Annotated in this window: 18 protein-coding genes; 10 read left to right on the top strand and 8 right to left on the bottom strand. The window is 58.4% G+C overall.

What is annotated here, in order from left to right:
• Positions 1-6 precede the first annotated feature (6 nt).
• A complete protein-coding gene (locus DHN60_RS02780) occupies positions 7-1377 on the bottom strand; it encodes a M20/M25/M40 family metallo-hydrolase (RefSeq protein WP_108835703.1) in 1371 nt (456 codons plus the stop codon).
• Between the two features lie 244 nt (positions 1378-1621).
• Here DHN60_RS02780 and hemA point away from each other — a divergent pair, with 244 nt between their 5' ends.
• The 3 genes from hemA to ispG all read left to right on the top strand — a co-directional run bounded on the left by hemA (position 1622) and on the right by ispG (position 5381).
• Positions 1622-2845: a 5-aminolevulinate synthase gene (gene hemA, locus DHN60_RS02775; RefSeq protein WP_108835702.1), complete on the top strand. Its 1224-nt coding sequence runs from the start codon at positions 1622-1624 to the stop codon at positions 2843-2845.
• Between the two features lie 114 nt (positions 2846-2959).
• Complete coding sequence (locus tag DHN60_RS02770; RefSeq protein ID WP_108835701.1) at positions 2960-4159, top strand: helix-turn-helix domain-containing protein; 1200 nt, start codon at positions 2960-2962, stop codon at positions 4157-4159.
• A gap of 88 nt (positions 4160-4247) precedes the next feature.
• A complete protein-coding gene (gene ispG, locus DHN60_RS02765; RefSeq protein ID WP_108835700.1) occupies positions 4248-5381 on the top strand; it encodes a flavodoxin-dependent (E)-4-hydroxy-3-methylbut-2-enyl-diphosphate synthase in 1134 nt (377 codons plus the stop codon).
• A gap of 3 nt (positions 5382-5384) precedes the next feature.
• Here the strand turns inward: ispG and DHN60_RS02760 are convergent, their stop codons facing one another.
• The 3 genes from DHN60_RS02760 to DHN60_RS02750 all read right to left on the bottom strand — a co-directional run bounded on the left by DHN60_RS02760 (position 5385) and on the right by DHN60_RS02750 (position 7268).
• On the bottom strand, positions 5385-6197 hold the full coding sequence (locus tag DHN60_RS02760; protein ID WP_108835699.1) for an oxaloacetate decarboxylase: 813 nt from the start codon (positions 6195-6197) through the stop codon (positions 5385-5387).
• Positions 6194-6940, bottom strand: a complete 747-nt coding sequence (locus DHN60_RS02755) for a DsbA family protein (RefSeq protein WP_108835698.1) — start codon at positions 6938-6940, stop codon at positions 6194-6196. The genes DHN60_RS02760 and DHN60_RS02755 overlap by 4 nt, the downstream gene beginning before the upstream one ends.
• A gap of 76 nt (positions 6941-7016) precedes the next feature.
• The gene (locus DHN60_RS02750; RefSeq protein WP_159089089.1) at positions 7017-7268 is read right to left on the bottom strand and encodes a hypothetical protein; all 252 of its coding nucleotides are present in this window, start codon (positions 7266-7268) and stop codon (positions 7017-7019) included.
• 22 nt (positions 7269-7290) lie between these two features.
• Between DHN60_RS02750 and DHN60_RS02745 the strand changes: the two genes are divergently transcribed.
• The 6 genes from DHN60_RS02745 to DHN60_RS02720 all read left to right on the top strand — a co-directional run bounded on the left by DHN60_RS02745 (position 7291) and on the right by DHN60_RS02720 (position 15896).
• Positions 7291-8436, top strand: a complete 1146-nt coding sequence (locus DHN60_RS02745) for a pyridoxal phosphate-dependent aminotransferase (protein ID WP_108835928.1) — start codon at positions 7291-7293, stop codon at positions 8434-8436.
• 58 nt (positions 8437-8494) lie between these two features.
• Positions 8495-9703, top strand: a complete 1209-nt coding sequence (locus DHN60_RS02740) for an N-acetylmuramoyl-L-alanine amidase (protein ID WP_108835927.1) — start codon at positions 8495-8497, stop codon at positions 9701-9703.
• A 107-nt stretch (positions 9704-9810) separates the two neighbouring features.
• Entirely contained in the window at positions 9811-12321 is a 2511-nt protein-coding gene (locus DHN60_RS02735) for a penicillin-binding protein 1A (RefSeq protein WP_108835696.1), read from the top strand.
• 141 nt (positions 12322-12462) lie between these two features.
• Positions 12463-13587 carry a peptide chain release factor 2 gene (gene prfB / locus DHN60_RS02730; protein WP_108835695.1) on the top strand — a complete coding sequence of 375 codons (1125 nt, stop codon included), beginning with the start codon at positions 12463-12465 and terminating at the stop codon, positions 13585-13587.
• Positions 13588-13658: 71 nt separating this feature from the next.
• Positions 13659-15092, top strand: a complete 1434-nt coding sequence (locus DHN60_RS02725) for an amidase (RefSeq protein WP_108835694.1) — start codon at positions 13659-13661, stop codon at positions 15090-15092.
• A gap of 12 nt (positions 15093-15104) precedes the next feature.
• The gene (locus tag DHN60_RS02720; protein ID WP_234423494.1) at positions 15105-15896 is read left to right on the top strand and encodes a DUF2189 domain-containing protein; all 792 of its coding nucleotides are present in this window, start codon (positions 15105-15107) and stop codon (positions 15894-15896) included.
• Here DHN60_RS02720 and DHN60_RS02715 read toward each other — a convergent pair.
• The 3 genes from DHN60_RS02715 to DHN60_RS02705 all read right to left on the bottom strand — a co-directional run bounded on the left by DHN60_RS02715 (position 15893) and on the right by DHN60_RS02705 (position 17729).
• Entirely contained in the window at positions 15893-16111 is a 219-nt protein-coding gene (locus DHN60_RS02715; protein WP_108835693.1) for a hypothetical protein, read from the bottom strand. The two genes, DHN60_RS02720 and DHN60_RS02715, sit on opposite strands and share 4 nt — an antisense overlap.
• Positions 16108-17262: an aromatic ring-hydroxylating dioxygenase subunit alpha gene (locus DHN60_RS02710; protein WP_108835692.1), complete on the bottom strand. Its 1155-nt coding sequence runs from the start codon at positions 17260-17262 to the stop codon at positions 16108-16110. The genes DHN60_RS02715 and DHN60_RS02710 overlap by 4 nt, the downstream gene beginning before the upstream one ends.
• Before the next feature lie 110 nt (positions 17263-17372).
• Positions 17373-17729 (bottom strand): hypothetical protein, encoded by a 357-nt coding sequence (locus DHN60_RS02705; RefSeq protein ID WP_108835691.1) that lies wholly within the window; start codon positions 17727-17729, stop codon positions 17373-17375.
• A 266-nt stretch (positions 17730-17995) separates the two neighbouring features.
• Here DHN60_RS02705 and DHN60_RS02700 point away from each other — a divergent pair, with 266 nt between their 5' ends.
• Positions 17996-18754, top strand: a complete 759-nt coding sequence (locus tag DHN60_RS02700; RefSeq protein WP_234423493.1) for a helix-turn-helix domain-containing protein — start codon at positions 17996-17998, stop codon at positions 18752-18754.
• Here the strand turns inward: DHN60_RS02700 and ilvN are convergent.
• Entirely contained in the window at positions 18751-19311 is a 561-nt protein-coding gene (ilvN, locus tag DHN60_RS02695; protein WP_108835689.1) for an acetolactate synthase small subunit, read from the bottom strand. The two genes, DHN60_RS02700 and ilvN, sit on opposite strands and share 4 nt — an antisense overlap.
• Position 19312 lies beyond the last annotated feature (1 nt).

Raw genomic sequence — 19312 nt, 5'->3', positions numbered from 1 at the left:
GGCACCTCAAGTGAGGGCGTCGAGTATACGGGCCCAGCTGCGGATGCCTTTGTGAAAGCTTTCCAGATCGTACTTTTCATTTGGTGAGTGGATCTGGTCGTCGTCCTTGCCAAAGCCGACCAGCATGGGGGTCGTGCCAAGAATGTCTTGAAAATGGCCCGCAATGGGGATCGATCCGCCACAGCCCACGTAGGCTGCAGGGATGTTCCATTCGTCGCTTAGTGCTGTGCGTGCTTGTTCAAACGCCGGGTCTGTGGTTTCGGTGATCGAAGCGGATCCTGCGCCATGGCCGTGAAATTCGACTTCGCAATCTGGCGGCATGGCGTCGCGGACCATCTGGCGGAAACTCTCGCGGATGACGAGCGGATCCTGATCTCCTACGAGGCGAAAGCTGACTTTGGCCTGTGCCTTGCTTGGCAGCACGGTCTTGAACCCCGCACCAGTATAGCCGCCCCATATTCCGTTGATTTCACAGGTGGGCCGTGACCAGATCATTTCGATCGGAGTGCGGTCCACTTCGCCCGCTGGCACAGATAGGTCCACATCGCCCAGGAATTTGGCGTGATCAAAGGCAAGGCCCTGCCATTGCTGGCGAATGTTGTCGGGCAATTCTGGAACACCATCATAGAACCCCGGCACCGTAATCCGCCCAGTGTCGTCATGGAGTGAGGCGAGAACTCGCGACAGCACCCGGATCGGGTTCATCGCGATGCCGCCATACATGCCCGAATGCAAATCCTTATCAGGGGCGGTGACAGTGATCTCTTCTCCGAGCAACCCACGCAGCATGGTGACAATCGCGGGCACGCGCGATTCAAACAGCCCGGTGTCGCAGATAAGGGCAAGGTCGGATTTCAGCTCTTCTGCGTTCTCCTGCATGAATGGGACAAGAGAGGGCGAGCCGCTTTCTTCTTCTCCCTCAAAGAAAAACGTGATTCGACAGGGCAGGGTGCCATGTTCGGCCTTCCATGCGCGACACGCCTCGACAAAGGTCATTAACTGTCCCTTGTCATCGGATGATCCACGCCCTCGGATCACCTTGCCGGCATCGGTATCCTGAATTTCCGGATCAAATGGATCGCGGTCCCACAGATCGAGTGGATCGACGGGTTGTACGTCGTAATGTCCATAAAACAGCAGATGTGGGCCGTCGCCCTCGACATGGCCCACGACCATCGGGTGCCCCGGTGTGGGGCGTTTTTCGGCTTTCACGCCAAGGCTTTGCAGATCAGCCACCAGCCAGTCGGCGGCGGTGTCGCAATCCCCTTCAAAGGCCGGGTCGGTCGAAATCGAAGGGATGCGCAGCAGGTCAAGCAAGCGGTCAGTGGCTTGTGGCAGGTCTGCGTCGATGCGGGCGAGGACTGCGTCGAGGGTCATGGAGACTCCTGTTGGATGATGGGGCAAGAGTATCCTTGCCGTGCCCAGTGTCCAGAGGTGCTGCTTGAATTGGTTCAATAGTGCTGGAGTTCAGAACATGTTTGATGCAGGTCAGGAATAACAGACCTGCGACATGACGCGCATTTGATTAGCATTGAAGGACATTCGTGCAGTCTATATCTGTTCTAAAAAGGGTGGAGCGTGGACACGTTGTGCCAAATAATGACCAAGACGGAGCCGTTCGGTGAACTATACAGCCCAATTGGATGACGCCCTGCAACGCCTTCACGACGAAGGTCGCTATCGCACGTTTATCGATATTGAACGGCAAAAGGGTCAGTTTCCGCATGCGCTCTGGACGCGCCCTGACGGCACCCAGGCGCCGATCACTGTATGGTGCGGCAATGACTATCTTGGCATGGGGCAAAACCCTATTGTTCTCAAAGCAATGCATGAGGCAATTGATGCAACGGGCGCTGGTTCTGGCGGGACGCGCAATATTTCGGGTACCACGGTCTATCACAAGCGGCTTGAGGCGGAACTTGCCGATCTGCATGGCAAAGAAGCGGCGCTGTTGTTTACAAGCGCTTACATCGCGAATGACGCAACTTTAAGCACATTGCCCAAATTGTTTCCTGGTCTCATAATTTACTCCGATGCCCTCAATCACGCCTCGATGATCGAAGGGGTGCGCCGCAATGGCGGGGCCAAGCGAGTGTTCCGCCACAATGACTTGGATCATTTGCGTGAGTTGCTGGCTGCGGATGATCCCGCCGCCCCCAAGGTTATCGCCTTTGAGTCGATTTATTCGATGGATGGTGATTTTGGTCCGATCAAAGCCATTTGCGATCTGGCAGAAGAATTTGGCGCACTGACCTATATCGACGAGGTACACGCCGTCGGCATGTACGGTCCGCGCGGTGGCGGTGTGGCTGAACGTGACGGGCTGATGGGGCGGATCGACATCATCAACGGGACGCTTGCCAAAGCGTACGGTGTGATGGGCGGGTACATCGCTGCATCTGCGAAAATGTGTGACGCCATAAGGTCTTATGCGCCGGGGTTCATCTTCACGACATCATTGCCGCCAGCGGTGGCTGCCGGGGCAGCTGCATCGGTGGCGTTTCTCAAGACGGCCGAAAACCTGCGCTCAGATCATCAGGCGCAGGCAAAGGTGCTCAAACTGCGCCTCAAGGGGATGGGACTGCCGATCATTGATCATGGCAGCCACATCGTGCCGGTGATGGTCGGCAATCCGGTACACACCAAGATTTTGAGCGATATGCTGCTGGAAAACCATGGCATCTATGTGCAGCCGATCAACTTTCCCACCGTGCCGCGCGGGACCGAGCGGTTGCGCTTTACGCCGTCGCCCGTGCACGGACCAAAGGAAATGGACGCTCTGGTGCAGGCCATGGATGAACTTTGGTCGCATTGTGCGCTTAATCGCGCTGAGAACGCCGGATAGGTTCAAGTTTAGTCGCAATTCACGTTGTCTTGTGCTACGCAGTGTTTAACAACACGCGTGGAGCGAATCGTGAGGGACAGGTTCGTTAACACAGGATACAATTGGGGCAGTGGCATGATCGGGCGGAAATCCGTCATATCTGAGAATACTTCTGACGCAGAGCCAAAGAGCTTTGACGACTTCGAGTTGCGACTCGGCGACGTCATGCGCGGCGAGCGGGCCACCCTTGGCAAATCCCTCCTGGATGTTCAGCGCGAGTTGCGGATCAAAGCAAGTTACATCGCAGCCATTGAGTCCTGTGACCCCGACGCTTTTGACACTCCCGGTTTCATTGCCGGTTACGTACGCTCCTATGCGCGTTATCTGAACATGGACCCTGATCGTGCTTTTGGCGCGTTTTGCGAGGAAAGTGGATTTTCGGTTGCCCACGGCATGTCGGCAGATGCGTCGGTGGTCAAAAAGCCCAGCCGCGAAGAGCGGATGAGCCGTCGGCCCGCTGGCGATATCTTTTCCACGACCAATACACCCTTTGTTCCTGCAGGCGAGGCTGTTTGGTCTGGTATCGAACCCCGTGCGATTGGTTCGACATTGGTCTTGCTGGCATTGATCGGTGGGCTTGGATTTGGCGGATATTCGATCCTGCAAGAAGTCCAGCGGGTGCAAGTCGCTCCGGTCGATCAAACTCCTGTCGTGCTATCAGACCTTGACCCATTGGCTGGCGTGGCTCCTCTGGAAACTGTTTTGGGCCCAGACATCGAAACGCCGCGCGCTGACGTATTGGGTCGACTTTACCGTCCCCAAGCGCTGGACGTGCCTGTGTTGGTTGCCCGCGACGCGCCAATCGCGACACTCAATCCACGCGAGCTGGGTGCCTTTGCGCAGCCCGAGGCCGATACATCTCAGGTCGCGGGCATCGAGGATATTTCGCCATTTGGTCCGCCCTCCGTGCCTCAGGTTGTTGAGGCACAGGCCGCGGCATTAACAATGGTTGCTGTGCGCCCCTCTTGGGTGCGTGTGCGTGCCGCTGATGGGACAGTGATTTTCGAAGCGACGATGCAAGCTGGCGATACATGGGAAGCGCCCTTGACCGAAGAAGCACCGACTCTTCGCACCGGCGAGAGCGGTGCGATCTATTTTGCCATGAATGACAAGTTCTATGGACCTGTCGGTGAAACAGGCGCTGTCACGTCCAATCTGCCTTTGGAAATTGCAGGCCTGCAAGAGACGTATCTTCCCGTCGAGGCCAGCACCGATGAAGGCCTTATTCGCTACGCAGAGGCGCGGGCCGCGACTGTAACGGACCCTTCAGAATAACGCCGAACCGCGACCCTGCGGCCATTGCCGGGCGTTGCAAGACTGCCTATCTAGGCTGACAACTGTTTCACGTCCCAAGGCTGCTGACATGTCGATCAATCACATCCGTCCATGGCGCAATATCTATCGGCGCAAGAGCCGTCAGATCATGGTGGGCAATGTGCCTGTCGGGGGCGATGCCCCTATCACCGTGCAGACGATGACCAATACGCTTACGACCGACGCGCGTGCCACGATTGAACAGGTGCAGGCGGCAGCCGAAGCGGGCGCGGACATCGTGCGCGTCTCGGTCCCGGATCAGGACAGTGCAAAGGCCATGAAAGAGATCGTGCGCGAAAGCCCGGTCCCTTTGGTCGCCGACATTCATTTCCACTACAAGCGTGGGATCGAAGCGGCAGAGGCGGGGGCCGCTTGTTTGCGGATCAATCCGGGCAATATCGGTGATGAAAAGCGGGTCAAGGAAGTCATCAAGGCGGCGCGCGATCACAACTGTTCAATCCGGATTGGGGTGAACGCTGGATCATTGGAAAAACACCTGCTCGACAAATACGGTGAACCCACGCCGGATGCGATGGTGGAAAGCGGTCTTGATCACATCAAGATCCTGCAAGACAACGATTTCCACGAGTTCAAAATCAGCTGCAAGGCGTCGGACGTGTTCATGGCCGCCGCCGCCTATCAGCAGCTTGCAGACGCCACGGACGCCCCGATTCACCTAGGGATCACCGAGGCGGGTGGGCTGACCTCTGGCACAATCAAATCGGCCATTGGGCTGGGGCAACTGTTGTGGATGGGCATTGGCGACACGATCCGAGTGTCCCTGTCTGCCGACCCGGTGGAAGAGGTCAAAGTGGGCTATGAGATTCTCAAATCGCTCGGCCTGCGCCATCGCGGCGTGAACATCATCTCTTGCCCGTCTTGCGCGCGCCAAGGGTTTGATGTGATCAAGACGGTTGAAGCGCTCGAAGATCGGCTGGCCCATATCAAGACACCCATGAGCCTCAGCATTATCGGTTGCGTGGTGAACGGTCCGGGTGAGGCGCTGATGACGGATGTCGGCTTTACTGGCGGCGGTGCCGGGCATGGCATGGTCTATCTGGCGGGCAAGCAAAGCCACAAACAGGACAACGCCAGCATGGTCGACCACATCGTAGAGCAGGTGGAGAAAAAGGCGGCTGAATTGGACGCTGCCGCCGCCGAAGACGTGCAGGCGGCAGAATAACCGCTATTGGGACGACTTAGGTAGCAGGGCCTGAATTTCGTCAAAGCTAGCTGTTGTGGCTGGATATTGAATACGCCCGCTCTCCAAAACGTCGCGCATCATGTCGATCACGGCACCATAAGCCGCACGGGCAAGTGCGGCACCCGTGCTGATCCGCGCCACCCCCAGATTGGCCAACGATGCGACGCTAAACGCGCCCTCATTGCTGCCTACGAGCATGTTCACCGGCACATCACCGGCTGCCTTGACCACGGCGCGTACCATTTCGGCATTGCCAAGGCCCGGAGCGTAAACGACATCTGCGCCCACCTTGGCAAAAGCCGAGATGCGATTGCAAACATCGTCGAGATCGCCTGTCGGCCATTGCATCGCCTCAGCACGCGCGGTGATGACCAGCCCAGTGTCTTTTGCTGCATCCACAGCCGCGCTCACCCTGTCGATGGCTTGTGTCAAGCCAAAGGGTTGGCCATCAGCGCTGATGTCTTCAATAGAAGCGCCAGCGATGGGGCGTGCGGCTGCGACCTTGATGGCGCGCGCTACATCGTCCGGTCCGTCGCCGCCGCAGCTTTCAAGATCAGCAGTGACGGGTAGGCCCGTGGCGTCGCCAAGCGCGCAAGCCGCATCCAGCATTTCGTCAAAGCTCAGTGTGCCCTCTTGCCGACCCATGAAAAAGGCTGCTCCGGCACTCGTAGAACCGAACGCTTTTGCGCCCAACGCAGCCAACATCCGCGCACTGCCCACATCCCAAGGGTTCGGCATCACAAGCGGGTTACCTGCGACGTGCAGAGCGCGAAACTGGGCGCGCGTGTCGTTCATCCGCGCTTTTCGTCGATCAGCGCCTGCATCTGATCATAGGGCAGGAACCCGCGCACCAATTCATCTTCAAGCACAAAGGTTGGCGTGCCCGTGATCGAAAGCCGCTGCGCAAGCGCGCGGGTGCGCCGGATCTCTTCGGTGACTTCGTCGCTGTTCATGTGGGCCTCGATCGCGTCAGCATCCAGACCAAAGGTGCTCGCCATACGCTTGAGTGAGCGCATGTTAACATCGCCGTTCATCACCATCAGTGCATCATGCAGACCGGCATAGGCGTCGTCGCCCGCAATCTGTTTGGTCGCCACGGCAAAGCGCGAAGCGAGCAGTGATTGTTCTCCTAGGATCGGGAACTCTTTCACAACCAGACGGATATTGCCGTCGGTTTCCAGCAACTTGGCGACTTCTCCATGGGCGCGTTTGCAGAACCCACAGCGGTAATCGAGAAATTCGACCAGCGTGATGTCACCTTCGGGGTTGCCCGCGACAAAGCTGTAACCGTCGTTGAAAATCTCATCGGCGTTGTCACTGACAAGGCTCAGGTCGGCCTGGGCCTGTGCGGCTTGCTCGCGTTCCTCGAGCACAGCGACCGCGTCCATGATCACCTTTGGGTTCTCCATCAGGTAGGCGCGCACTTCCTCGCGGAAAATCGCGCGCTCTTCGTCGGTCATTGTACTGAGATCAACTGCCTGTGCGGGCAGGGAAAGGCTGAGCGCCAATAGGCAGGAAGCGGCGAGGGTGCGAAACATAGTTTATCTCTTTCTCTTTGCAGCGCGTTCTGACGCAAGGAACACATCATGCGCCCGTTGCCAAGGTCCAGAGCCTTTAGGTAACAAACCCGTGGTCCGTTTTTGCGTGAATTCCGGCGTCTTCCAGACTGCCGCGTAAAGCAAAGCGTTCGACAGCGACCAGCGAGGCCATACCACGGTTCGTGCCCTTGGCATATGCCACGGCCACCTGCGCCAGCGCATATTCGATGTCTGCGTTCCCAAGCAGCGACACCGCCCGCGCAGGCAATGCCAGAGCAAAGGTCAGGATCAGTATTGACGCACGACGCGCGCAGGTATGAAAGGTCATGGACAGCATCATAGGAGTGCGCATGCGAACCTCAAGACGCAGTGAAGTCGACCCTTTTATCGTGATGGACGTGATGGAGGCGGCGCGGGCCGCCGAAAGCGCGGGGCGTCACATTATCCATATGGAAGTGGGTCAGCCGGGCACAGGCGCGCCACAAGCGGCCGTCCGCGCACTGAGCGCGGCGATGGAGGAGGGGCCATTGGGATACACGGTCGCTTTGGGCCTGCCAGCTTTGCGTACCCGTATCGCTCAGCTTTACGGCGCGTGGTACAACGTCGATCTGGACCCGGACCGGGTGATTGTAACCTCGGGCGCGTCGGGCGGCTTTATCCTCGCCTTCAATGCCCTTTTTGACAGCGGCGACCGTGTTGGCATCGGCGCGCCGGGCTATCCCAGTTATCGCCAGATCCTTGCCGGACTCGGGTTCCAGCCTGTTGACCTGCCAACGACAGATGCCAACCGGTTGCAGCCTGTGCCAGCCGATTTCGCGGATATCGATCTGGCCGGCCTTTTGGTGGCTTCGCCTGGCAATCCAACGGGCACGATGCTGGATCGCAGCGCGATGTCTGAATTAATTGACGCAGCCCACGCCCGCGACATCAGTTTTATCAGTGACGAGATTTACCACGGGATCGAATATGAGCGACGCGCTGTCAGTGCCCTTGAGGTCAGCGACGACGTCTATGTCATCAATTCGTTCTCCAAGTATTTCTCGATGACAGGCTGGCGCGTTGGATGGATGGTGGTGCCTCCTGATCATGTGCGCGTGGTGGAACGTATCGCGCAGAACATGTTCATTTGCGCGCCGCACGCGTCTCAGGTCGCAGCGCTTGCCGCGATGGATGCGCATGACGAGTTGCAGGGAAATATGGACGTCTACCGCGCCAACCGCGCACTCATGCTTGAAGGGCTGCCAAAGGCAGGCTTCACGCACATCGCGCCGCCGGATGGGGCGTTTTACGTTTATGCTGATGTCTCTGATATCACGCACGATTCTCGCGCCCTCGCAGCAGAGATACTGGACAAAGCGGATGTGGCCATCACGCCGGGATTGGATTTTGATCCTGTGCGTGGGCACACAACACTGCGCTTTTCTTATGCCCGCAAGACCGAGGACATATCCGAAGGGTTGCGGCGATTGTCCGATTTCATGGCCAAACGTAGATAGGGGGATTCCCGTGCCGGTGTGATTGGCCTATGCTGCCCAAAAAAAAGCGGGCAAAGCGATGCGGGCACTTTTCACGGCACTCATGATCTGGGTTTGCGCTTTGAGCGCGAGCGCGCAGGACCTATCGGGACTGGCCCGCGTGGATATGGCGCAAAGCTCGGTCGAGGATGGCTGGTTGGGGGGCACCACATTGTCCCTCGCTCTCAGTCAGGGGGTGCCGTTTCGGGTTTTTGTGTTGGACGAACCCGCGCGCCTTGTTGCCGACTTCCGAGAGGTTGATTTTGCCGGTGTCACTGCCGAGGCCTTGCTGGGAGAGACGGAAAGCTTTTCCAGCGCGCGTTTCGGGACGTTCCAACCGGGCTGGTCGCGCCTTGTGGCTGATTTGAATGGTCCGATGCTGCCTGTCGAGATTGGCATGCCCGTGGACACCAGCACCGGGGCTGCGGTGCTCAGCATCACGCTTGAAGACGTCGATGCCGGCACCTTCGCGGCGCGCGCCGGAGCACCCGTCAATCCTGATTGGGGTGTGCAAGCCGCCGCGCCGCCGCCTGAAATTGCCGAAGACAGCTTTGTCCTCGTGATCGATCCGGGTCACGGCGGCGTTGATCCGGGTGCGGTTCGCGACAGCACCACCGAAAAAGAACTGATGCTTGGCGTTGCACTGTCCTTGCGCGATGTCTTGCGCCGTGCCGGTGGGGTTGAGGTGGTGCTGACGCGGGACACGGACAGGTTTGTCTCACTGACTGGCCGGGTAGCACTGGCCCATCAGGTCAGCGCGGATGCATTTGTGTCGCTGCACGCGGATTCACTTAGCGAGGGGCAGGCGCGCGGGGCGACGGTCTATACCCTGTCCGATGAGGCATCTGATGCGGCATCCGCCCAGCTTGCCGCCCAACACGATCGTTCGGACATCATCGCGGGTGTTGATCTGAGTGGGACAGATGACCAGGTGGCCTCGGTTTTGATGGACCTTGCGCGCGTCGAAACCATGCCGCGCACAGGTGCGCTGGCCAGCGCATTGATTGATGCGATGACCACGGCCGGCGGGCCAATGAACAAGCGCCCTCGACGCGAGGCATCCTTCTCAGTGCTGAAGAGTGCGGATATCCCATCCGTTCTGGTCGAGGTCGGGTTTCTGTCGGACAAGCGCGATCTGGCAAACCTGCGCGATCCGATCTGGCGGGCAGTGATGGTTGAGGCGTTGGCGACTGGCATCCTCGCATGGCGCGATGCCGATCTGGCGCGCCAGCCATTGGTGCGGCAGTAGGGTCAGTTCACATCGGCGAGACGTCGCGGAAGCGGCTTTTGACGCCTCTGGAAGGCTCGCGTATAAGGGCGTAAAGCAACCTTTGTCTAAAACAGGTGCGAGCGGTCATGCTTCGGTTCATTTTGTCCTTCTTCGGTGGGATTTTCACCACCATCACCATGGGTGCGGCGATGATTGCGCTGTCTGTGGGGGCGGTGCTGTGGATTTACGGGCGCGACCTGCCCAGCCACGAGAGTCTGGCGCAGTATCAGCCCGCCACGATCTCGCGCATCTATTCTGGCGAGGGGCGGATCATCGACGAATTCGCACAGGAACGGCGTCTTTTTGCACCCGCCGATGCGATTCCGCCGATGATCAAACAGGCGTTTATCAGCGCCGAAGACAAGAATTTCTACACCCACGAGGGGTATGACCTGCGCGGCATCGGGGCTGCGGCCTATGACGCAGTGCGCACCAAGGGGGCGGATGTCCGCGGCGCCTCGACGATCACGCAACAGGTGATGAAGAACTTCCTTCTGTCCGGTGACCGTCAGGCAGAACGCAAGATCAAGGAAATCATCCTCGCCGCCCGAGTTGAGGGCGCGCTGAGCAAGGAAAAGATCCTCGAACTGTACTTGAACGAAATTTTCCTTGGTCAGAACTCCTATGGTGTGGCTGCGGCCAGCCAGACCTATTTCAACAAAAACCTTGATGAGCTCGCGCCGCACGAGGCGGCGTTCCTTGCCTCGCTGCCCAAGGCCCCGTCTGACTATCATCCCGTCCGGCGCAAAGACCGCCTGCTGGCGCGGCGCAATTTTGTGCTCAAGGAAATGATGGAAAATGGTTTCATCAGTGGTGCGACCTACGACGAAGAGCGCGCGAAGCCGTTGCGTTCGGTCCAGAATGGTGACTTTGACAGCTTCAAAGGCGAATTGCCGCCGCGCGATTACTTTACCGACGAAATCCGCCGCCAGTTGAGCGAGGATTTCGGCGAAGGTGAGTTTTTCACTGGCGGTTACACAGTGCGTGCCACCATTGATGCCGAGATGCAGCCAATCGCCGCGAAGGCCCTGCGCACACAGCTTGAAACCTATGACCGAGGACGGGGCAGGTGGCGCGGAACGGGCGAAAAGATCGAAGCCGACCAGTTGGAAAACTGGGCGGAGGCTTTGTCAAACCTGCGCGTCGCTCGCGACATTGATCTGAATGGTGTTTGGCGACCTGCTGTTGTGCTGGAGGTCGGCGAACAGCAGTTACGCCTTGGCATTGAAGGGTGGAGTGAAGGTCAACCGGAACCGGTTGTCCCGCGCGAGGACATCAAATGGATCTCGGGTAATTTCGTCGACAATTTCGAAGTTGGTGACGTCGTTCACGTGCGTGCCATGACCGAAGATGATGGCGGCGCATTTATCCGTTGGTCCCTGCGGCAGGTGCCTGAGGCACAAGGCGGCTTTGTTGCGATGGACGTGGACACGGGTCGCGTGATCGCGATGCAAGGTGGGTTTAGCTACCAGCACTCGGTGTTCAACCGGGCCACACAAGCCAAGCGGCAACCCGGTTCGTCGTTCAAACCCTTTGTCTATGCCGCCGCGCTCGATAGCGGCTACACCCCTGCGACCATCGTCGTGGACGCCCCGATTGAGATCAACACACCGCAGGGTCTGTGGCGGCCACGAAATTCCTCCAACAAGTTTTATGGCCCGACACCTTTGCGCACCGGGATTGAACGGTCGCGGAACCTGATGACCATTCGTCTCGCCGAAGAGGTGGGGATGGACACAGTCGCCTCCTATGCAGAGCGGTTCGGGGTCTATGACTACATGTCGCCCTTCCTTGCCAACTCTCTGGGTTCCGAAGAAACGACGCTGTATCAGATGGTGTCAGCCTACGCGATGTTTGCAAACGGCGGTGAGCGGGTGCAGCCCACGCTGGTTGACCGGGTGCAGGACAGGTTTGGTCGCACGGTTTATCGACACGACGAACGGGGCTGTAATGACTGTACGCAATTGGCGAGCCTTGATGCGGGCTTTGGCCCGCGCATCACGTCGAACCGAGCACAGATCATGGACCCGATCACGGCCTATCAGCTCACCTCGATGATGCAGGGCGTTGTCGAACGCGGTACCGCGGCGCGGACTGTGAACCTGCCGGTGCCGATTGCGGGCAAGACGGGCACAACGAACGATGCCAAAGACGTCTGGTTCGTCGGGTTTTCCAGCAACATCGCGGCTGGGTGCTATATCGGGTATGACCAGCCGCGCGGCCTTGGACGCGGTGCATCTGGCGGAGGCATGTGCGGCCCCGTGTTTCAGGAGTTCATGACCGAAGCGATCAAGAAATACGGCGGCGGCGAATTTGAGGTGCCTCCGGGAGGTTACTTTATCAAGATCGACCGCTTTACCGGTGCACGTCTTAGTGACGATGCCAGCGGGCCAAACGTGGTGGCCGAATACTTCCGCTCCGGCGAAGATCCGATCTTTGGTCTGGCCTTCGACGGTGGCTTTGCGATGGGAGAAGACCTTCCTTTGTTTGAAGAGGTTCAAACCAGTGGGAGAGAAGTTACCACATCCACAGGGCGCAAGGCGGTTGTGGGGCCCAAGGCCAGCTTTGGATCGTTGAGTTCCGGTGGCCTATACTGACACGGCGTTTTCGGGGTTGGGCAGGCGGCTCGCCATTCTCGTGATGGCGTGCGCTTCGAAGTTTATCTGACGGGGTGAAGGGCGCTTGTGGCGCGCAGGGGCTTGGGCTATTTCACAGGCTCGCCAGGTAAGGGAAACGTGATGCGCGCCGAAATTCAGAACATCGTGACCGAAATCGAAAAGTCGGTGGATTTGTTGGCGCAACGTCTGGATATCGAGACCGCCCAACATCGGCTGGAAGAATTCAACGCCCGCGTAGAAGACCCGAACCTGTGGGACAATCCAGAGGCCGCGCAGAAACTGATGCGCGATCGGCAAATGCTGGTTGACGCGCTTGAAGTGCATGGCCGCATTTCTCAGGACATGACCGACAACATTGAGCTGATCGAGCTTGGCGAGATGGAAGAAGACGCCGAGGTTGTGGCCGATGCAGAAGCTGCATTGAGGGCACTGGCCGATCTTGCTGCGCAAAAAGAGCTTGAGGCGCTTCTGGATGGTGAGGCCGACGGCAACGACACCTTTCTTGAGATCAACTCTGGCGCGGGTGGCACAGAAAGCTGCGACTGGGCTTCGATGCTGGCCCGCATGTATGTCCGTTGGGCGGAAAAGAAGGGCTACAAGGTCGAATTGCAGTCCGAGTCCGCTGGGGAAGAGGCGGGCATAAAATCTGCCACCTACAAGATCAGCGGCACCAACGCCTATGGCTGGCTGAAATCTGAATCCGGTGTGCACCGTCTGGTGCGTATCAGCCCATTCGACAGCGCGGCCAAGCGGCACACGTCCTTTACCTCTGTCGGCGTCTATCCGGTGGTCGACGACAATATCGAGATCGAGGTGAACCCGGCGGACATCCGTATCGACACCTATCGTTCATCCGGGGCAGGCGGGCAGCACGTGAACACCACTGACTCGGCCGTGCGGATCACGCACGCGCCGACAGGTATCGTTGTTACCAGTTCGGAAAAGTCGCAGCACCAGAACCGCGACATTGCGATGAAGGCCCTGAAATCCCGCCTTTATCAGATGGAGTTGGATCTTCGTAACGCTGCCGTCAACGAGATGCATGAAAACAAGGGCGATGCGGGCTGGGGCAACCAGATCCGATCCTACGTGCTGCAACCCTACCAGATGGTCAAAGACCTGCGCACCAACTACGAGACATCCGACACCAAGGGTGTGCTGGATGGTGACCTTGATGGCTTTATGGCTGCAACGCTGGCGCTGGACGTGTCGGGCAAAAGCCGGGCCGAAGCGCAGGGCGACTGATCGGGCTGCCTTTCAAAGCTGACCTTGATCTTGCGTGCCAAAGGGAAGACGCTGGTGCCAGCAGATGACCAATGTCTGCGTTAAAGAACGAGGCACACATGATCGATGATGGCGCACTCGCCCTACGGGCGCGGATGGACGCGGGAGAGATCAGCGCGCAAGACCTGATGGCAGCGACACTGGCCCGGATCGAAGCGGTAAACGGAACAGTGAACGCCGTTGTGTCCTTGCGTAACAGCGATGACCTTATGGCCGAAGCGGCGTCAGCGGATGCCAGCCCCCAAAAGGGGTGGCTGCACGGCATTCCGATGGCCGTCAAGGATTTGGCCAATGCTGGCGGATTGCCGACCTCGATGGGGTCACCATTGTTTGCCGGAACGATTGCTGAAACCGACGATGTCGCAATTGCCCGCTTGCGTGCGGCAGGAGCCATCGTAATCGGTAAAACCAACACGCCGGAATTCGGGCTCGGCTCACACAGCATCAACCCGGTGTTTGGCGCCACACGCAACCCATATGACACCTCGCGCAGTGCGGGCGGGTCATCTGGCGGGGCAGGGGTTGCGCTTGCCACCGGTATACTGAGCGTCGCGGATGGGTCGGACATGATGGGGTCCCTGCGCAATCCCGCTGGCTGGAACAACGTCTACGGGATGCGACCAAGCTGGGGGGTAGTACCCTCTGAGCCGGTGGGCGATACGTTTTTGCACCAACTGGCCACCAACGGTCCGATGGCACGTAATCCACGCGATCTGGCGGCATTGCTTGACACTATGGCCGGGCCAGACTCGCGTCAGCCACATGGGGTCACACAAGCTCCGACTTTGCCTCAGATTGAGGGTGGCGCACAGGGATTGCGCGTTGGTTGGCTGGCAGATTGGGGCGGGGCGTTGGCGATGGATCCGGGTATTCTGGATCTGTGCCAAGGCGCGCTTGGTCAGATGGCGGACATGGGAGTGAGCGTTGATGCGCTGGATGCTCCTTTTGACCGGGATGCGCTGTGGGAATCGTGGATCACCTTGCGCAGTTGGTCGGTCGCGGGCGGTCTCGCCCCTCTTTATGCTGATCCGGAACAACGCGATCACCTGAAGGACACGGCCATCTGGGAGGTCGAGCGGGGCTTTGCCCTGTCTGCCATGGACGTGCACCGTGCCAGTGTCATCCGCTCGGACTGGTTCAAAACCTCCGCAGCGCTGTTTGATCAATATGACGTACTGGCCCTACCTTCCGCACAGATGTGGCCCTTTGATGTGACACTGGATTACCCGCGCGAGATTGCGGGAACGGCGATGGACACATATCATAGGTGGATGGAGGTGGTGATCGCCGCCAGTCTGATCGGGTTGCCTGCGGTCTGCGTGCCTGCAGGGTTCGGAGGGCCAGATGATCTGCCCATGGGGTTGCAGCTGATTGGACGGCGCGGCAGCGACGCAAAGCTATTAAGGCTTGCTGACGCATGGCACAGCGCAACTGACTGGCCGGGGCGCAGACCACCAAAAATGTAGGGGGAACATACTATGACCCAAACCAACCCGTACCCGGATCTGCCCGCAGGCGTGCCCCCGTTTCATGCCCCCCCCGAGGGCTTTATGTCCCGCGCGCTGCGCCTTGGATGGGCTGATTTCCGGGCGCGCCCCGCGTTTGGCCTTCTGGCGGGCGCGAGTGCTGTGTTGACGGGGTGGTTGCTGATGGGACTAACGATGTGGGCCGGGCACACATTCTGGCTCATATTGGCAGTCTTTGGCTTTCCACTGGTGGCCCCGCTTTGTGCGCTTGGCACGTATGAGGTGTCCCGGCGCATTGGTGCGGGTGAACCTGTGTCACTCGGCGCCGTCCTATACCGATTGCGGGTCGAACGCGGGCGACAAATCCCGTGGCTGTCGATGTTGATGGTGGTCGCTCTCTTGTTCTGGTTTTTCCTCGGTCACATGATCTTTGCACTGTTTCTGGGGCTGAAGCCGATGGTGAATGTGACGACGTCGCTTGATGTGTTTCTGAGCCCTGACGGCTTGATGATGATGGCGTTGGGGACGGTGATTGGGGGCCTGTTCGCCTTCCTGTTCTTTGCCATGTGCGTTCTGGGTCTGCCGCTGCTCCTTGCACGAGAGGTCGATTACATGACGGCGATCCTCAGCAGCGTGGCCTATGTGCGTGAGTACAGCCGCGCAATGATCGGCTGGGCGATAGTGATCGTGGTCATGCTAGGATTGGCAATGTTGCCGGGTTTGCTAGGATTGCTGGTGATCCTGCCGTGGCTCGGGCATGCGTCTTGGCACATCTATGCGCAGATCGCGGCTGGCGCCCGTTAAAGCGCGCTTTCCCGCCCCATCTCAATCAATGCATCGCGCAAACGTGCGGTATCCGGATGGTTGATTTCCAGAGCAAACACATGGGCATGGGTCAGATAGAACCCTCGGGCGTCGTCATTGTCTGCGGTGGCCGCCGCCTGCCGATAAAGCGCGACCAACGCCGGAACATCATAGGCCTCGTGCGCCGCAAGAAGCTGCGCGTCCAGATCGCTCACTCCGCAGCCTTGCCTTGCGCGCGGTGCAGGGCCATGTGTTCGGCCACCCACGAATGGAACATGTGGGTTGGCCCGTCCATTGCCGGTGAAAAGCGGCCTCCGTCAAATCCGGGTGAGTGTCGCCCGCGCTGCATGCCTTCGACAACAAAGATGTCTTCCTCGAACACGGTTTTCCATTGTTCGGCATTTTTGGCGCGCAAGGCGGGGTCAGTGTCGGGCTGGGCATAAAACAGGTGCACATGTTCAACGGTGCGCCCGGGGCCTTGCGGAACAAGAATGATCGCAAAGGCGTGGTCACGATGCACGCCCAACAGCACATTGGGATAGGCGGTGATGTATTCAGACGCGGTATCCCACTTGTCGCTCAGCCCTTCAAAGTCGGGAAATGTCTGGCCGTTATCGCCTGTCAATTGGCGGTAAACGAGCGTGCCTTGCCCCGAAAACCGGCCCGCCGCTTCAATGTGGTAGTGATCTTCAAGGCGGGAATAGCTGTTCAGCCCGGGATGGACCCACGGCAAGTGATAGCTCTCGCAATAATTTTCGACCGCCAGCTTCCAGTTGCAGTTCACTTCTAGCTGAAATGCGCTGTCAGCGCCGCCATGGTACAGCGGTTTGTCAAACTCGGCCCAACGGGCAAGCAGATCGGCATTTGAATCCTCAAAGGCGGGGGCCTCTCCGGACAGGTTGATCCATACGACGCCCAGCCAGATGTGGCTGCGCACAGGCACAAGGCTTAACAGATCACGATCAATGCCATCAGCCGTGTTCTGCCCCGGCCCGCCCACATGCGGCGTGGACACAAGGCGGCCTTTCGTTGAATAGCACCAACTGTGATAGGGACAGCGGATCGCTCCTTCGATTTTGCGTGGCGTATCCACAAGGATCATGCCGCGATGGCGGCAAATGTTATGAAAGACGCGCACCTCGCCATCACGGTCGCGCACCAATAACAGCGGAATATCCAGGAAGGTGAGGGGGATCGCATCACCGGGTTCCGGAACATCGGCAGCGACGGCTAAACCGGACCAACCTGACATCAACAGGGCTCCGCGTTCTTCGTCAAATGTCTCTGGGTCCACGTAGTGCGCGTTTGGCAGGCCATGGGCGCTGCTGATGGGCTGGCGCACGGTGCTGAGGTCGGTGCGGTGCATGAGAAGCCTCCGGATGCTGTTTCAAGCATCTTACCGGTTTCCCATGCTCTCACATGCGCAATTTCGACCAGACTTTTCCGTCTCCGACACTGTGAGTGGTGGCGTACAGGTCAGCCTAGACGTTTTTTCACATCTTCTCTGGTGTGCCGAGCGCGTGGCGCAGGCTCAGCACGAAATGGAATGACTTGGGCCGTATTGCTGATCACATGGTCCTGCGTCATCGGGACCGCACGCAGCCCATCGGCCAGCGTGGAGCCCGCATTCTGTTTGATCCAGCGCGGGTTTGCGGCCAGACGCATGTTCCGCTGTGTCTTGACCTCGAATTCGACAACGTCGCCGACGTCAAGAAATGTGTCATCCGAATACGTCAGGTCGGGATCGGAAAAGTAAGCGAGATCACCTTGATCTTCACACCAAATGACGGCTTTGCGGTCTGCCGCGTCGCTCCATAAAATAATGCCGATCATTTTTCTACCCACAGTTGGACTCACTTAAATAAATCCAGTTTTGCGTGCATTGGATATAATTAGATGCGCAACGTACGCTTGCATTTTGTGTCTATGGTTGTAGTGTTTGTTGGCTTTTAGCGTCACAGTTGACGCTGTATGGAGTCAGTTCGTGTTTTCCCGTGCCACACAAGCGTCAATACTAGGGTCATCCGACGCTCAAAGGATGATAGCAATAAGAGGCCGTTATGGCGGAAACGCCCAGATCACCTGCAGAATTACGCAGCATGTTCGGCGCGAATCTACGCCTGCTGGCACAGCCTTACCCGTCCATATCGGAACTGTCGCGTCAGTTGGGTATCAATCGCACGCAATTTAATCGCTATCTGTCGGGCGAAAGTTTTCCCAGACCGGACGTGTTGGCCCGCATCTGCTCGTTCTTCAGTGTAGACGCGCGTGTATTGCTCGAACCGGTGGACAACATCGGGCGCGGTAACGATCCGATGACAGGTCCTTTTTTGCGGGGCTATGTCGGTCAGGGCGTTAGTGACGTGTCAGAATCGATGTTTCCCTCAGGGTTCTACCGCTTCTCTCGGCGCAGTTTTCTGTCCAGTGAACAGTTTATCAGCGGACTTGTGCATGTGTTCCGAGACGGGCAGACGACATTTATTCGCGGGTACGAGGCGCGCGCAGCCATGGAGTCGCAGGGTTTGGCAACGGATCGCACCGCGCGCGAGTTTCGCGGCATGGTGTTTCGGCAGGAAGACGGCATTGCTGCGCTGATCTCGCGCAAGGACGCTATGACCGCGTCATTCAACTTTCTGAGCCGTGTCACGTCATTTGAGAACAACTATTGGGTCGGGTATGTCACGCGCACAGTGCGCGAGTCGCCCGAGTCCGACCGCGTTGTGCGGATGGTCTACGAACATCTCGGATCGGGGATCGGCAAAGCAAAAGCCGCGTGCAAAACATCAGGTTATTGCCAGCTTGAAGACCTGCTGCCGTTTCATCAACGCCTGTTGCAGCCGGAAATCCCGTTCCGTTAATCGCCGCGGGGCAGGGCAGCAACACCGGTACGCGCAACTTGGGTCAGGCCCAACGGGCGCATAAGATCCGCGAACGCGTCGATTTTTTCCGGAGCGCCGGTGATTTCAAACACAAACGTCTCAAGCGTGCTATCCACGACATTGGCGCGGAAGATGTCGGCCAGCCGCAACGCTTCAACCCGTTTGTCGCCCTTCCCGGACACTTTGAACATGGCCAGTTCGCGCTCAACCGATGGTCCTTCAACGGTGAGGTCGTGCACTTCGTGAACGGACACGATCCGACCCAACTGCGCCTTGATCTGTTCAATCACCTGTGGTGTGCCAGTGGTCACGATGGTGATGCGCGACAGATGCCCTTGATGATCGACCTCGGCGACGGTGAGGCTTTCGATGTTGTAACCACGGCCCGAAAACAGACCGATCACACGGGCCAGAACACCGGGTTCGTTCTCGACCAGAACGGCGAGGGTGTGCTTTTCCACAACGTCTGAGAATGTTGGGCGTAGGTTGTAGGCGGAGTGGCTGGTGGAGCCTTTTTTGAGTTTTAGGGCTGACATG

The sequence above is a fragment of the Tateyamaria sp. Alg231-49 genome, assembly GCF_900143535.1.
GTDB lineage: Bacteria > Pseudomonadota > Alphaproteobacteria > Rhodobacterales > Rhodobacteraceae > Tateyamaria.
This window is presented reverse-complemented; position numbering and strand designations above follow the sequence as displayed.